The organism is Lysinibacillus sp. RS10 (genome assembly GCF_041956855.1).
GTDB classification, from domain to species: Bacteria; Bacillota; Bacilli; order Bacillales_A; family Planococcaceae; genus Lysinibacillus; species Lysinibacillus xylanilyticus_A.
The window spans coordinates 3,099,106-3,114,127 of the sequence record NZ_CP167122.1 but is presented as its reverse complement, the minus strand read 5'-3'; the positions used below and the strand labels follow the sequence as shown (position 1 = coordinate 3,114,127).

General features: G+C 36.3%; 13 protein-coding genes. 11 read left to right on the top strand and 2 right to left on the bottom strand.

What is annotated here, in order from left to right; genetic code table 11:
- Positions 1–276 precede the first annotated feature (276 nt).
- Complete coding sequence (locus tag ACB089_RS15965; RefSeq protein WP_374967283.1) at positions 277–1,050, top strand: hypothetical protein; 774 nt, start codon at positions 277–279, stop codon at positions 1,048–1,050.
- Positions 1,051–1,271: 221 nt separating this feature from the next.
- Here the strand turns inward: ACB089_RS15965 and ACB089_RS15960 are convergent, their stop codons facing one another.
- A complete protein-coding gene (locus ACB089_RS15960) occupies positions 1,272–1,427 on the bottom strand; it encodes a hypothetical protein (protein WP_368637494.1) in 156 nt (51 codons plus the stop codon).
- A 685-nt stretch (positions 1,428–2,112) separates the two neighbouring features.
- On the opposite strand from ACB089_RS15960, the gene ACB089_RS15955 reads away from it, so the two are divergent.
- The 10 genes from ACB089_RS15955 (at position 2,113) to ACB089_RS15910 (ending at position 13,559) form a co-directional block, all read left to right on the top strand.
- Positions 2,113–2,610: an AAA family ATPase gene (locus tag ACB089_RS15955; RefSeq protein WP_374967282.1), complete on the top strand. Its 498-nt coding sequence runs from the start codon at positions 2,113–2,115 to the stop codon at positions 2,608–2,610.
- 967 nt (positions 2,611–3,577) lie between these two features.
- Positions 3,578–5,353 (top strand): group II intron reverse transcriptase/maturase, encoded by a 1,776-nt coding sequence (gene ltrA / locus ACB089_RS15950; RefSeq protein ID WP_374967580.1) that lies wholly within the window; start codon positions 3,578–3,580, stop codon positions 5,351–5,353.
- A 394-nt stretch (positions 5,354–5,747) separates the two neighbouring features.
- Positions 5,748–6,692 carry a DNA/RNA non-specific endonuclease gene (locus ACB089_RS15945; protein WP_374967281.1) on the top strand — a complete coding sequence of 315 codons (945 nt, stop codon included), beginning with the start codon at positions 5,748–5,750 and terminating at the stop codon, positions 6,690–6,692.
- A gap of 350 nt (positions 6,693–7,042) precedes the next feature.
- Complete coding sequence (locus ACB089_RS15940; protein WP_374967280.1) at positions 7,043–7,552, top strand: hypothetical protein; 510 nt, start codon at positions 7,043–7,045, stop codon at positions 7,550–7,552.
- Positions 7,553–7,902: 350 nt separating this feature from the next.
- Positions 7,903–8,058, top strand: coding sequence for a hypothetical protein (locus ACB089_RS15935; RefSeq protein WP_169786300.1), 156 nt, complete (start codon positions 7,903–7,905; stop codon positions 8,056–8,058).
- A gap of 102 nt (positions 8,059–8,160) precedes the next feature.
- A complete protein-coding gene (locus tag ACB089_RS15930) occupies positions 8,161–8,730 on the top strand; it encodes a dihydrofolate reductase family protein (RefSeq protein WP_223557024.1) in 570 nt (189 codons plus the stop codon).
- Between the two features lie 1,193 nt (positions 8,731–9,923).
- On the top strand, positions 9,924–10,304 hold the full coding sequence (locus ACB089_RS15925) for a hypothetical protein (RefSeq protein ID WP_258270617.1): 381 nt from the start codon (positions 9,924–9,926) through the stop codon (positions 10,302–10,304).
- A 432-nt stretch (positions 10,305–10,736) separates the two neighbouring features.
- A complete protein-coding gene (locus ACB089_RS15920; protein WP_374967279.1) occupies positions 10,737–10,982 on the top strand; it encodes a hypothetical protein in 246 nt (81 codons plus the stop codon).
- An 839-nt stretch (positions 10,983–11,821) separates the two neighbouring features.
- Positions 11,822–13,084 carry a group II intron reverse transcriptase/maturase gene (gene ltrA, locus ACB089_RS15915; protein ID WP_374963429.1) on the top strand — a complete coding sequence of 421 codons (1,263 nt, stop codon included), beginning with the start codon at positions 11,822–11,824 and terminating at the stop codon, positions 13,082–13,084.
- A gap of 190 nt (positions 13,085–13,274) precedes the next feature.
- The gene (locus ACB089_RS15910) at positions 13,275–13,559 is read left to right on the top strand and encodes a hypothetical protein (protein WP_374967278.1); all 285 of its coding nucleotides are present in this window, start codon (positions 13,275–13,277) and stop codon (positions 13,557–13,559) included.
- Between the two features lie 296 nt (positions 13,560–13,855).
- Here the strand turns inward: ACB089_RS15910 and ACB089_RS15905 are convergent, their stop codons facing one another.
- Positions 13,856–14,980 carry an IS4 family transposase gene (locus ACB089_RS15905; RefSeq protein WP_374966526.1) on the bottom strand — a complete coding sequence of 375 codons (1,125 nt, stop codon included), beginning with the start codon at positions 14,978–14,980 and terminating at the stop codon, positions 13,856–13,858.
- Positions 14,981–15,022: the final 42 nt, after the last annotated feature.

The window sequence follows — 15,022 nt, the reverse complement described above, 5'->3', positions numbered from 1 at the left end:
AATTTGTATTTGTTAATTTTTCTGTGGAGGACAAAGCATACAGAGAACGTCCGGTGCCTTTTTATAACTGGTTAAAAGAACGTGATAGTCTTCCACAATCAATTAGTAATAGACCATATAATTTAAAGAATTGGGTAGAATGGTAGATGGGAGAAATAATGTTATAGAAAAATACTATACTTTTGTATGGTTTTTAACATCTGTTGGAAGAATATTAAGTTACTGGTATATAATACTAAGAAATTATGTTTTTAAAACTGTGTAGGGGGGAGAAAAATGAAAAAATTATTTATTGTGTTACTAGCAGCATTTTTATTTGCGGTAGTAAATCCAACGAAATCAGAAGCGAAAGTGATGTATGATGGAGCGGAAGTTGTAAAAGGGCAAACCGGAAAAATGACCTTTAAAAAAGACATCAAGGTATATAAGAAAAATCCAGATGGTTCGTTTGATTCATTAATGGTAAAGCGAAATAACTTCTTTAGAACGTATGATATTGAAAAATATGATGGCAAAACATTCTACCAGATGGGGCAATATCGGGTACAAGCAACGGATTTGGTAGTTTTTAAAGAAGTACCGATCGATATTCGTGCATCTTTCTATAACAATCCAGCCTATGTCAATATTAATCATCAGGGCTTGAAATTTGAAGGAGTGTATAACCTTGACTATGGTGAACTTTTAACAGTTGGAAAACGAGAAGATGCTTGCAGACCAAAAATATTTGTAGTTTCTATTGGGAAGGGCAAATTAAATTACCATCTTTGTGCTGGAGATATTGAAGGAGAGGATGTAATTACTCCTGGTATTCTTGATAGCACTGATATTCGAATTTTTGAAAAGATAATAAGAAATAAAGGCTCGTATATATTAACAGAAGATACAGAACAATACAGTGGTCCGATGATAACAAAATACCATGGAAAAGAGTTGAAGGGAACAGTCTTTTATTCACCAGGAATTGAGATCAATGGTTATTTGATGGTGGGAGAAGTGAATTTTGGTTTTATTCCAGCAAATCTATTGAAGCCAGTTGAAGATAAGTGATATATTAGGAATTATATAATGCCCTCTTAATTATTTGTTAAGGGGGCTATTTTATATGGCTTGTTGATATGCAATATTAGTTGATTAAATTAGCTGAATAAACTATTTAAAGACCACTCCGTGATGAACTGCTCCCCAATTGTTAGACACACAATCTAACAATTGGAGGTGCAGTTCAGAATGGGTGGTCAAAAAAATAAAACACTAAATAGCAGCCTTAGTTATAACGAAGTTGATTTACTTTTTTTCGCATTTCTAACGTCTCCAGGTGGGCGAGTGGGTTCAGTATGTTCATCACGCTCATTAGGTTTTTTAATATTTGATTGTTTTGTTGACTCGTCTGTTGCAAATTCTGTATCTTTTTTATCCCTTTTCATTTCGACACCTCCTAAAGATATTATTTAACTTAACTAATAAAATATACTTTGTTTATGAGTGGTCTAAAAAGCGAGGTAAACAAAAGGTAAAGAATATAGTCATAAACCGTTGATATATCAATGTTTTAGTATGTCCTCCTGGGACGTATCAAGGTTCAGAAAGAATAAGTTTGAACCAACTGGAAAGCGCTTCAAAACCTTTAGTATCAAGGGTTTGAGGCGCTTTTCCTTTTTTTGAGAATACGTTAGAAAAGGATAGAAAATGAAAAGTTTCTACACATTTTCTACACAAGAAAAAGTATTACTAAGTCGCTTCGTGACTGTTATTACACGGAGGCGCAAAAAGGTTAAGTGTAACTATTCGCATACAATTAGTCGAGCAGACTTCTGGGCAACCCATCGTTTGAAAAATAATAAATGTATTTAAAAATGTGAGTTAATTTATTCAAAAAACGGGCCATATTCTTGAATAAAGGTTAAAATAAGCAGGTCTTAGGGGGTGTTTATATCCTAAAACATTAAAAAAATAAATTTAAAATTAAAAGACCCGATTTAGATATTGAATATTTAAAACTGAATATTCATACTTGAAAAAGACAGTTACTATTACTAATAACGTAGGTTGTAAATTATAGTATTACAAGGTGGGGTAAAAACCAATTTAAAAAGCCCGGAGGAATAGAATATGAAACAATTGGGGACTCTATACTTTTTCTGTGGAAAAATGGGAGCAGGAAAATCAACTAAATCAAAACAATTGGCTATAGAAAAACATGCGGTACTGTTATCTGAGGATGAATGGCTTTCATCTCTTTATCCCAATCAAATCACATCATTTGAGGATTATCTAAAATTTTCAGCGCAGCTCAAGCCGATGGTGAAAAAGCTTGTCCAAAACATATTAAGTGTTGGTACAGATGTAGTGATGGATTTTCCAGGTAACACTCAAAAACAGCGAAAGTGGTTTTTGGATATAGCATCAGAGGTCAATGCAAACCATCAACTAATTTTCCTTAATTTAAATAACGAGCAATGCTTAAGTCAAATTGCACAAAGGCGTAACGAACAACCCGAAAGAGCAGCTTTTGACACGGAAGCGACGTTTATTCATGTTACTAAATTTTTTGAAGCACCAGAAGCATCCGAGGGTTTAAATATTTTAGAGTTTAGTAGAAAAGAATAACAAGGAGATCAACATAGCGTTATAGTACCAGAAAAATAATTTGCTGAACTAACCCGCCAATAGAAACCCCTTTGGAATTCCACAATCAGCTAATAGAAGCTAACTGTTATTTAGTTATCGGGCGCGTTTATTTAGGAACGCGTCTTTTTCTTGTAAAGGGCCATATTGTTGGTGCGACACGTTCCTAGCTTAAATGAGATGTGGCTAACACAATCTCGGTAAAGGCTGGGCAATTTATATTTAATTGAAGGATATTAACAAGGAGTCGAATGATGAAGTAACGCTCTGAAAGGCTCCCCCTGCGTCGAATAGCACGCTATTTAGTAAGGAAAAGTGTGTTATAAGCTCGGCTAATAGGCGCAAGAATTTACCGTAACAGTTTTGCTGACGAAATCCTACCCGATGGGGTGGTGTAAATCATGGTGCTTGGGTTGAACGAATAAGGTGAGAATGCAACATAATAGGTCAATAAACTAAATTGCTGACGAACCTCTGAATGTACGGGTCTAGAATGGCAATACATAGAAATGTGTATATCACTAAATGTGAAGTTAGCTATGGATGAGTAAGAATCAACAATATAAAAGTCCATCTTGTGTTACAGGCACATGCAATGCTAACAGGCTTATAGGAGGCACCTAAGTTTGTTCCATAATAGTTAATATTCAACGTGGTAAGCTGATAACGTGGAGAGCTTACTCTCGATGAGACGTTGGAAAGGAAAATAATCGTGAGATTAGCGATAATATAACTTTCCTTTATATCAGTGAAAGTGGTGGCACAGTACCGTTGAAGCGTGTAATGAACGTGGAGGGATCGCCACTAGATTAATACAAGGTTTATTTACCATGAAAGGCAGTTCTTCAACGATTAATAAGGTTCTCGTGAGACTAATAGAGGTTCAGCTCCAAAAGGAGCCACCGACTTGTTAAAACGAAAGAAACTGAGACATAACGAGTACTATGACATGCAAAAACAATTTGATATGTTATATGCTCGCAGTGTTGATGGTCAAAATTTTTATGATTTAGTAGATATAATGCAATTACGTGAAAACATTCAATTAGCGTACCGTAATATCAAGAAAAATACGGGTAGTAAAACGACTGGGTTTGATGGCCAAACAATTGAAGATATCAAGCGATTACCAGTAGAAGAAGTTGTATCTACGATACAAAAGATGTTTAAATATTATCGCCCACAAGCAGTACGACGTGTTTTTATTCCAAAGGCAAGTGGAAAAACACGACCGCTAGGTATTCCTACAATTTGGGATAGGTTATTTCAACAGTGTATTTTACAAGTATTAGAACCAATTTGTGAAGCAAAATTCTATAAGCATAGCTATGGATTCAGAACCAATCGTAGTACACATCATGCTAAAGCACGTTTTGAAACTTTGATAAATCGAGCGTGTTTGTACCATTGTGTAGATGTTGATATAAAAGGGTTCTTTGATAATGTTAATCATGCGAAACTGTTAAAACAAATGTGGACATTGGGGATTCGTGATAAAGCACTACTTTCTATAATTTCACGACTTTTAAAAGCAGAAATAATAGGCGAAGGTTTTCCGATAAAAGGAACCCCACAGGGAGGAATACTTTCACCACTTCTATCGAACATTGTATTGAATGAACTTGATTGGTGGGTTAGTAATCAATGGGAAAACTTTGAATCAAAGAAAGCTTATAAAAACAAAGCGAATATGAATCAGGCATTAAAGAAATCGAACTTAAAGCATTGTTATATTGTGAGGTATGCCGATGATTTTAAAATTCTCTGTCGAACACGTTCACAAGCAATACGTATGTTTTATGCAGTTGAAGATTTCCTCACAACACGTTTGCATCTAGAAATTAGCGATGAAAAATCGCAAGTCGTGAATCTTAAGAAAAATTCTTCCGAATTTCTAGGTTTTCGTATTAAAGCTCATTCTAAGAAAACTGCGAAGCGTACCCTATATGTTGCGCATTCACATATGACAAAAAAGGCTCTAAACAATGCACAAATAAAATTGAAAAAAGCGGTAAAAACAATACAAAAACATCAATGTATTGAAAATGTCTGGCGATTTAATACGGTTGTTACGGGGATTCAAAACTATTACGCCGCAGCGTCACACATAACAGATGATTTAATTGAGCTGAACTACCGTATTCATAGAACGCTACACAATCGTTTAAAAGGCATTAGAAAAGAAGCGACGCTTCAAGACCTCACGAAATCTTTACGAAAAAGGTATAACGGATACAAATGCAAAATTTATAAAATTAAAGATATGGCACTTGCTCCAATTCATGCCCAACGTTGCCGAATAAATCTAAACTTCTCGCAAAGTATCTGTAACTATACTACCGAAGGTAGAAATAAAATTCATCAGAGTTTAAAAGCAATTAACAAGCATACGCTTATAAATGTGATGCAACAGTTTATTCCTCAACGATCCATTGAGTATAACGATAATCGGATTAGTCGATTTATTGCGCAATATGGTAAATGTGCTGTAACTGGGGTTGAACTTAGCTTTGATGACTGGCACTGTCACCACAGGACTCCATATTATTTATCGCAAGATGATTCTTATAGCAACTTAATCATTTTACATAAATCAGTTCATAGACTAATCCACCTTAAAGACCTCGAGAAAATTGAAGTACTCATAAAAGTACTTCAACTAGATAAAAAGCAACTAATGAAAGTAAATGAATTGCGTGAGCAATGTCTGAACGAAGCAATCTAATTCCACATTACATCTTGTCCTTACATAGAAATCGAATGAATTGAATTAATTGGAACGCCGTATGCTGGGAAACTCGCACGTACGGTGTGAAGTGGGGGAAAAGCTGGAGATAACTTCAAAGGCTTACCTATCACTATAATAATACATGTTAATTAAATACGGTTAGTGTTTATATTTGAAACCTTTCCCACAATTTTTTATATTTGAAAAATATAATGCAATGGACTCTACTAATCTTTATTGGAATTTAACACTACATACTTCGTACTAAGTATCTACTGTAATAAAATTAATATTGTAATATACTATTTTAAATAGGTTAACAATGTTAATTTATGTTTTATTCAAAGATCGCTAGAATGATCAGTAAAAAAATATTTTAAGGAGTCCTAAAATGAAAAAGAAAATAAACTATTTAATCTTACTTTTAACTGCCATCTTTATAGTTGGTTGTACTAACGTAGAAGATGTATCGAATACTGATGGGAAAGCTGATTCACAAGAAGTAACTACAAAAAATAGTGAAAAAGAAAAAACTACGACTGAAAAACAAGTAGTAGAGGAAACATCAACTCAATCAAAAGATCAACTGTTCAAAGGTTACAAACTAATTGAAGTTGATGGTGGTGATTTGTCTGGGCATCGCGAACCTAACGTCGTCGTTGACATTGGTTTTGGGGGCCGTGAGTATTGGTCCTTTACGAATGAACAAGGGCAAATAGTCCGTGTCATTGCTAACGAAATCGTTCTACAAGATGATCGTACCGAACCTGTAACATCGTCTGGCAGATACTACGCAGATGAAGCAAAAGTTCCTGGTGTCGAAAGAGCAGATTTAGATGAAGGACATATTATTGCAGATTCTCTTGGTGGGGTATCAAATGCTTATAATATTACGCCACAAGATAGTACGCTTAACCGACATGGTGATCAAGCATATATGGAAGACGCTATTCGTAAAGCTGGTGGAGCTACTAATTTTGAAGCAATAATCACATATCCTAATACGGAAACGCAGATTCCTTCTCATTACAAGTACACTTACACTTTAAAAGGGAATAAAATTGTAGATGAGTTTGATAACGGCAACCCTGATGAAATAAATAAATCTCTAGGATTAACTAAAAGTAAATCAAATAACTCAAATAAGTCAACAAGTTCTAATAAGTCCAATGCTTTGAATGGCACTGAAGATATTTCTAGCGTGGATACAGATGGAAATGGTCAAGTAACGATTAAAGAAGCAAAAGCAGCAGGTTATAGCATGCCAATATCGAGTGATCACTGGTTATACCCATATATGCAAGATAATGATAACGACGGTATGGTAGGGGAATAAGCACCTAGAACTCAAGGCAAAGTAAATGAATGAAATAAACGGATGACTTTAAAGAAACAATCGGGCGCGATTGTGGTAGAACCGTTAGATTTAAACAACTTTATTATTATATTTTTCAGTGCATAGAGCATCTGACATCAAAAATTGAACAACTATATTTTAACCTCGTCCAAACTTAGAACGGGGTTATGACACTTAATGTTACCAAACGAAGGTTTGGTAACGTTTGGTTTGCAATCATTTATTTGTATATCATGTGGTGATATTCGAATGTTTCAAGAAAAAAAACGATTTGACCATGAGTTACAAAAACATGTATCTATTATTGAGTACATGGAAGTGATAAAAGAATGAGTGGCACAGATGAATCTTTACGCCCCCAAAAAAGTCGTATTACGATTTTTGATGAGCCTATTATTTGTAATTTTTGTACACATGATGTGTTTATTCCTTATGAAATATATGTAAATGTTGAACAGCCAGGTATTGGTGTACGTCATGTTCGATACATAGCAATTTGTCAGCATTGTGGTCAAGCGAAAAATTTTAGCGACCCTAGCTATTACGATGCCGAAAATGATACTTTCATTTGGGCATTGAATCAGTATTTAATTTCCTTTAGAGAATATAAGATTAAAATTATATTTTATATCGGGAAAAGAAGTGATGATAAATTAACAGCTTTTCTAAATAAGCTTATTGAACAAAATATAGAGGTAGAAAATGTTCATCGAGTAAAAACTGAAGTAATAGTACTAGCAACAATATCTAGCCTAAATGAAATACAAACGGTTAGGTCTACAATAATGAATTCTGCGATGCGATTAAATGTAACGATTAAGAACTTAATCATTAAATAGATTCTAATAGGTCTTGATAAATTATAGAAACTTATAAGGTAATTATACAATTCAATTCAAAATAACCCCCCATTCAATTGAATGAGGGGGTTATTTTGGCTACTAATGATTGTTATGTTCCCTAATGAAGCTTGGGAACAACTCAAACAGCGACAAACACTGTTAAATCAGTGTTTGTCGCTGTTTTTTATAGAAAATAACACTCTGAGACGCTGCGAAAAATAATTTTAAAGAAGACTGTTCGATCCACTTGTTCTGAATGGCGATAACATATAAATAGAATCTCAATGAAATGTACCCAAAGGACGCTTTTGGAATGTTAAACTTTAATTACACGAGGGGGCGAAAAAATGGATTATACTAAAATCTATAATGAGGAACTGATTGCCTTAGTAAAAGAGAAAATAAAGTCAGTCGGTGAAATTAAAGCTGTGAAATTTTTGAGAGAGCAAACAGGTATGTCCTTAATACAGGCAAAAAAATTTGTAGATTTTTGTAAAGAATAGACATAAAAATTAGAGTTATACAATCGGGCGCAATTCTTGAAGGTAAATTGTGCCTTTTCAGCAACTGGGCCAGATTCTTGAACAACTAAAGGAGGGAAAATAATGTCCTATGAAGTAGGAACAAGAAAAATAATTTTAGATTTAGCTGTTTCCCTAGACGGATTTATTGAAGGGAAAAATGGTGAAGTTGATTGGTGCATAATGGACCCTGAAATGGAGTTTACTAATTTCCTAAATCAAATTGATACAATTTTGTATGGAAGAAAAAGTTACGATTTATGGGGACAATATACTCCAACAACTGGGGCTCCTGATGACGAAAAAGAAATGTGGGAGTTGGTTCACGGCAAGGAAAAATATGTGTTTTCTAGAACGCAAAAAGGGTCTGACAGTAAAGCAATATTTGTAAATAAAAATATTCCCGAGGAAGTAAATAAATTAAAGAATAATCCTGGTAAAGACATATGGTTATACGGTGGGGCAAGTCTCATCACGACTTTTATTGATTTAGGGCTTGTTGATGAGTTTAGATTATCTGTTCATCCTGTAGTATTGGGAGAGGGAAGACCGTTATTTGTTGATATAAAACAAAGATTGAATTTAAATTTGATGAATACAAGGACTTTTTCCTCCGGAGTTGTTCAACTAATCTACCATTCAAACAGAATTTAAATATCATTTGGGGATACCAGACTATAAATTTCATTACTACAGCAAACGGGCGCAATTCTTGGTGCGACACGTTCCTGGCTCAAATGAGATGTGGATAACACAATCTTGGTAAAGGTCAGGCAATTTACGATTTAAATTGAAGGATATTATCAAGGAGCCGAATGATGAGGTAACGCTCAGAAAGGCTCCCCCTGCGTCGAATAGCACGCTATTTAGTAAGGGAAAGCGTGTTATAAGCTCGGCTAATAGGCGTGAGAATTTACCGTAACAGTTCGGCTGACGAAAGCCTACCCGATGGGGTGGTGTAAATCATGGTGCTTGGGTTGAACAAATATGGTGAGAATGCAATGAAATACAATAAGATACTGTATTACTGACGAACTTCTGAATGTACGGGTCTAGACGCGCGTTATATAGAAATGTATTTACTACTAAATGTAGGGTTAGCTATGGGTGAGTAAGAATCAAGAATATAAAAATCCATCTTGTGTTACAGGCACATGCGATGCTAACAGGCTCATAGGGAGCACCTAAGTTTGTTCCATAATAGATAATGTTCAACGTGGTAAGCTGATAACGTGGAGAGCTTACTCTTGATGAAGCGTTGAGAAGGAAAATAATCGTGAGATTAGCGAGTGTATAACTTCTCTTTATATCAGTGAAAGTGGTGGTATAGTACCGTTGAAGCGTGTAATGAACGTGGAGGGATAGCCACTAGACTAATGAAGAATCACTTAATCATGCATGGCAAATCTTTATCGGTTAATAAGGTTCTCGTGAGACTAAAAGAGGTTCACCTCCCAAGGGAGGCACCGACTTATTGAAACGGAAGAATTGAGACATAGAAGGTATTCTGATATCAGAAGTGTTGATGATTAATTGAATTGGATTAGTTGGAACGCCGTATGCGGTGAAAGTCGCACGTACGGTGTGAACAGGGGGAAAAGCTGGCGATAACTTCAAAGGCTTACCTATCTGTATAAGATGAATTGTGCCTTTTCAGCAATAGGGCCATTTATTTGAATAACTCCTTTTGGAAAATTTGATTTTTTGTTAAAATTTGGGTTTAGGTTGTGAAGTAATGTACTTAAACTAAAGGGACAGGATTGCAAAAAATAAGACGAAATCCTCTTTTACATCATGTATCAATAATTAGTAAAATTGGCATATGAATATAGAAGGGAGCAAGCTGAATGATTGACATGCAGTATATAAACGATCTTGAGGCAGAGATGGATGTAATGAAGCTTGTAGGTAATTATAATGAAATAAAATCAATCCTGCAGCAGTACCCTCAGGAACAGTGGTCATATGAAATGATTTTAGCTTTTGCAAGGGCATTGAATTATCTGCAAGATTATTCTGACCAGACCAATCCATTTGAGCAAGCATACAGGCTGCTGCAAACTGTTTCTGATAAGGGAATTACGGACGCTGAATGGCATTTAATAATGGCTTCTGTTAGTTTTAATCTACAACTTTACGCTGAGGCCGTAAAACATGCTGAACAAGCAAATACGATCACAGCTGGCTGTGCTGATGATATGCTTGCGCTGTACTCACAATATGACTAGTAGAACGCTTCTGATAACGTTCATGTTCAACTATCGCTCCAACCCATGTTTCCATCGAGAAGGAAACCGAATTAAGAGAGATACCTAATATTTTTTTACTTGAGTCGAGAACGTTGGGAACCAGAGGTATCGTTATTGCTCCGCAATCGGCAGTATTTTGTTACGCTAACGGGGTGCTTTAGTGCAACAAGGATTTATAAAGTATACAAAATAAACACAATAAACGTTCCCAAATGAAAGTTAGGGAATAACCCCCATTCAATTGAATGAGGGGGTATTTTGGCTGCTAATGATCAGTATGCCACCAAACCACGCTTTGGGAAGGTTGTTATTTTCCAAGTTTTTAAACCCTGAATTTGTTATAATTATCTAATATATAGAAAAATTAATTGTTCTATTTACTTAATACGTACTAAAATTTAGGGGGATTAGATGAACAAGCTAGGATTTCTTTCTTTTCTAATGGTTATTGCCAGTATAATTGCATTTTTAATTATAAGAGGACCTAATGCAAATTTGATCATGGCTATTATCATTCTAGGGATACTTTCGCTATTCGGCATTGTATTTGCCGTACTATCAAAGAAGTGGTTGTCGGGAATATTGGGTGTTTTATTAAATGGCGGAGTCTTAGTTTTTGTATATTTCCTAGTACTAGCTAGGGGAATTGCTGGTTAGATTCTCCATGGATGTATTCAACAAAAAGAGTATTAATCCAACAAGGATTTATAAAGTATACAAAATAAACCTAATAAACGTTTCCAAATAAAAGCTTGGTCACATTTCAAACAGCGACAAACACTGTTAAATCGGTGTTTGTCGCTGTTTTTTATAGAAAATAACACTCTGAGACGCTGCGAAAAATAATTTTAAAGAAGACTGTTCGAATCCACTTGTTCTGAATGGCGGTAACATATAAATAGAATCTCAATGAAATGTTACCAAAGGCGCTTTGGTAATGTTTGTGTGCGCCCGGCATGCGTATGAACTATAGGGTGCAAGTCCCGAACCTCGAAGACAGAAGTAGAGGTTAGCCAAGAGCAAGGGTGTCCGTGGCGACGCGGAATCTGAAGGAAGCTGGAGGCAAAACACCGGTCCGAGGAACACAAATCTCATATAAGGCTAGGTATGATTGGATGAGTGTGCACAACAACACAAAGTCCTTTCTGTCGAAGGTCATATCGAGTAAATGAGGCGGATAGATGGTGTGAAAGTGCATACGCTTACCCGGGGAGGTCTGATGGAAACGCAAAGTACACTTTGTAACCTACTTAGCGATAGGTAGCTGAACCATCAGAAGTCAGCAGAGGTCATAGTACCATTCACTTCTAGAATGAATGGAAAGGACCGAACAATTCGGAGAGAATAGCCCTTGGCATGCAGTTTTCTATGATAAACACAGAAAATCCAGAAGGACCGACTTAATGGAGGTAATGGTGAATCCCATGAGGGACATTGAGCGGGTGCAGTAGAAACTGTTATAAGAAGACAAGCTATTCACGGAGGAGTCGAACGAGATGTTAATGAATCAAATTTTATCACGAGAGAATCTGCTTCTCGCACTCAAACGGGTGGAACGAAACAAAGGGAGTCATGGAGTAGACAAAATGCCCGTAAAATTCCTACGACAGCATGTAGTCGAAAACTGGCTAACGATTAAGAAGCAAATTCTTGAGGGAACCTACCAACCACAACCAGTTCGCAGAATCGAAATCCCGAAACCTGACGGCGGTGTGCGACTATTAGGAATCCCAACCGTGACAGACCGACTCATTCAACAGGCAATTGCCCAAGTGCTATCCAACCTATACGACCCGAACTTCTCGAATCATAGTTACGGATTTCGACCAAAACGAAGTGCTCACGATGCAATCCGAGAAGCCAAAGGCTATATAAAAGAAGGATATCGCTGGGTAGTAGATATGGACTTAGAGAAATTCTTCGACAAAGTAAACCATGACCGTCTAATGAGTACATTAGCGAAGAAAATTTCTGATAAACCTCTACTCAAGCTGATTCGTAGATACTTGCAATCGGGTGTCATGATAAATGGTGTCGTTTATGATACAGATGAAGGAACACCCCAAGGGGGTCCACTGAGTCCACTTCTCTCAAACATTGTGCTGGATGAATTAGACAAAGAATTAGAGAAACGTGGTCATAAATTTGTCCGTTACGCCGATGACTGCAATATTTATGTGAAAACAAAACGAGCAGGAGAACGAGTGATGGCAAGTATCAAAACCTTTATTGAGAAGACGCTGCGATTGAAAATAAATGAGAAGAAATCCGCAGTGGCTCGTCCTTGGCAACGTAAATTCCTAGGATTTAGCTTTACCTCCCGCAAAGAACCACAAGTTCGAATTGCGAAAGAGAGCATAAAGCGAATGAAGAACAAAATTCGGGAATTAACAGCTAGAAAGAAGCCATTTCCAATGGAGTACCGAATTCAACAATTGAATCAATACTTAATTGGGTGGTGTGGCTACTTTTCATTAGCGGATACGAAATCAATATTTGAATCACTGGATGGATGGATTAGAAGAAGACTTCGCATGTGTTTATGGAAGAATTGGAAGAAGCCTCGTACGAAAGTGCGCAACCTTATTCGCTTAGGAGTTCCAGACTGGAAGGCTTACGAATGGGGCAATACTCGCAAGAGTTACTGGCGTATTTCGAAAAGTCCAATATTACACAGAACCCTTGGTAACTCTTATTGGAGTAACCAAGGGCTCAAAAGTCTGCAAGCTCGTTATGAAATCTTGCGTTATTCATCTTAATTGAACCGCCGTATACGGATCCGTACGTACGGTGGTTGGAGAGGTCGGGAGTTAGTCACTCCCTCCTACTCGATTGATATCTAACAACCTTTATTGATTAAAAACGTCTATGTAAGAAATAGAGGGACCTTTTAATATATATTTGTTGATAAATGTTCATCTTAATCAAAAATATAATGGAGGTATAATTATGTGGTTAATATTAGGACTAATTGCTATAGTAGCAACTTTTATAAATCTTTATATGTATGGAACAGGCAAAGATTATAAATTGGCAATGGCAATGGGGTTATCATTTACAGCACTAACACTTGTTGCAGCACACAGTATGGTGTCCGATTGGGTAAAGGTGGAAGATAGGGCTGCTTTATTAGATGTAGTGCCTACGATGGAAACAGTGTTATGGATTTTGACGATTATATCGATTTTATTAAATATATCTCCTATACTTTTAGAACTAAAAAATAAAAAATAATTACTTTTTGTCGCATCATTTATAACGTATACATAAATAAAGCTAATAACGTTCCCAAATGGAAGTTAGGTAACAAGCCCCCATTCATTTTGAAGGGGGGATATGGAATGGCTGATTTATTTATATTTTATTATTTTTAGCTATTTGTAATCACTAATGTCGCATGAATTTTAATTGAATTTTCTGTTTTCTATTTCTTCCGTTTTTAAAGAAAATGAAAGATACTTAAATAGAGATAGTAAACATCCATTTTTTTACTATAACCTTTGACCGGGGCAACTGACAGTTCTAAATCCTTATGGTACCGTAGTTCCTTCGATTTCCCGAAGCCAAATACGTGCGGGCTTCCATAGTGTTGCTTTTAAGTACCTACTAATTTGTAAGTACGTCAGTGAACTGTTTGTGTAAAGCTGTGCTAGCACGTTTAAGCAGTAAACGATCATCGCAATGTACACCTGATTATGCACAGCTTGCTCGCTTTGCCCGTAGAACTTTTTAATGTTCAGATGCTGTTTCATCCACTTGAAAAACAGTTCGATTGCCCAGCGTGACTTATACAGTTTAGCGACTTCATCTGCGCTTAAATCAAAACGATTCGTAATCAGATGTAGCTCTTTACCGTTTGGATCTATTACTTCGATACGGCGAAATACATTTTCAGCACGATTTTGCGTGTTGCCAATCAGAATCATTTCATCCGATAACACCGATGACTGTTCAGGTACTTTAAATGATTCAATCACACGTGTTACGGCGTTTTTTCGCAAGCGTGAGACAAAGAAAAGTCCGTCATCTGTCATGCGGTCAAAGCGCTCATAATCTAAGTAGCCTCGGTCAAACACGTACAAGCACTCCTTGTCATCAACGAGAATTTCAAGCTGACCACGATCATGTTCTTTCGCATTCGTCAGCACCGCTTTATCAGGGTACGAACAACCTTTTTCTAGGTAAACAAGGCGCAAATGTAACTTCACACCTGATTTTGTTTTACGGAATTCAGCCCATCTATGGTTGTTTAAGTTCAATGGCAATGTGCTAGAATCAATGATTTTTAGTGGTGTTGTGGTTTTTCGGCGCTGCTCAAAATGCGTTTTCTCATGAATTTGCCCGACTAAGTCTAGAAAAATTTGTTGGAAAAACTCAGTTGGCACTTGGTTTAATCGCCGACCTAACTGCGAAAAGCTGATGGACTCTAAATACGTTGCTTTTTGTAAGTCGTCTGATAACAGCGTGTCACTAATGGCACGTAGACTTTCGGTTTCATTCAGTTGCGCAAACAGTAATAATTTCAAGAATGAAGCGATGTGAAGCTTCTTTGTATAGTAATTTAATTGATGAATTTCAACTAATTTCTCCATTTGTGTAGAAGAAATAGGTGAAAACCATTGTTCAAATGAAGTTTTTCGTGTAAACTTATCCATGCTTATGTCCTTTATTTTGGATTTGGATGGTTTACTACCACC

Bases quoted from the DNA above. Each gene is read 5' to 3' on its own strand.
- ACB089_RS15940 (WP_374967280.1), top strand. From the start codon at position 7,043: ATGAGTGGCACAGATGAATCTTTACGCCCCCAAAAAAGTCGTATTACG.
- ACB089_RS15945 (WP_374967281.1), top strand. From the start codon at position 5,748: ATGAAAAAGAAAATAAACTATTTAATCTTACTTTTAACTGCCATCTTT.
- ACB089_RS15925 (WP_258270617.1), top strand. From the start codon at position 9,924: ATGATTGACATGCAGTATATAAACGATCTTGAGGCAGAGATGGATGTA.
- ACB089_RS15960 (WP_368637494.1), bottom strand. From the start codon at position 1,427: ATGAAAAGGGATAAAAAAGATACAGAATTTGCAACAGACGAGTCAACA.
- ACB089_RS15920 (WP_374967279.1), top strand. From the start codon at position 10,737: ATGAACAAGCTAGGATTTCTTTCTTTTCTAATGGTTATTGCCAGTATA.
- ACB089_RS15910 (WP_374967278.1), top strand. From the start codon at position 13,275: ATGTGGTTAATATTAGGACTAATTGCTATAGTAGCAACTTTTATAAAT.
- ltrA (WP_374967580.1), top strand. From the start codon at position 3,578: ATGCAAAAACAATTTGATATGTTATATGCTCGCAGTGTTGATGGTCAA.
- ACB089_RS15905 (WP_374966526.1), bottom strand. From the start codon at position 14,980: ATGGATAAGTTTACACGAAAAACTTCATTTGAACAATGGTTTTCACCT.
- ACB089_RS15935 (WP_169786300.1), top strand. From the start codon at position 7,903: ATGGATTATACTAAAATCTATAATGAGGAACTGATTGCCTTAGTAAAA.
- ACB089_RS15955 (WP_374967282.1), top strand. From the start codon at position 2,113: ATGAAACAATTGGGGACTCTATACTTTTTCTGTGGAAAAATGGGAGCA.
- ACB089_RS15930 (WP_223557024.1), top strand. From the start codon at position 8,161: ATGTCCTATGAAGTAGGAACAAGAAAAATAATTTTAGATTTAGCTGTT.
- ltrA (WP_374963429.1), top strand. From the start codon at position 11,822: ATGTTAATGAATCAAATTTTATCACGAGAGAATCTGCTTCTCGCACTC.
- ACB089_RS15965 (WP_374967283.1), top strand. From the start codon at position 277: ATGAAAAAATTATTTATTGTGTTACTAGCAGCATTTTTATTTGCGGTA.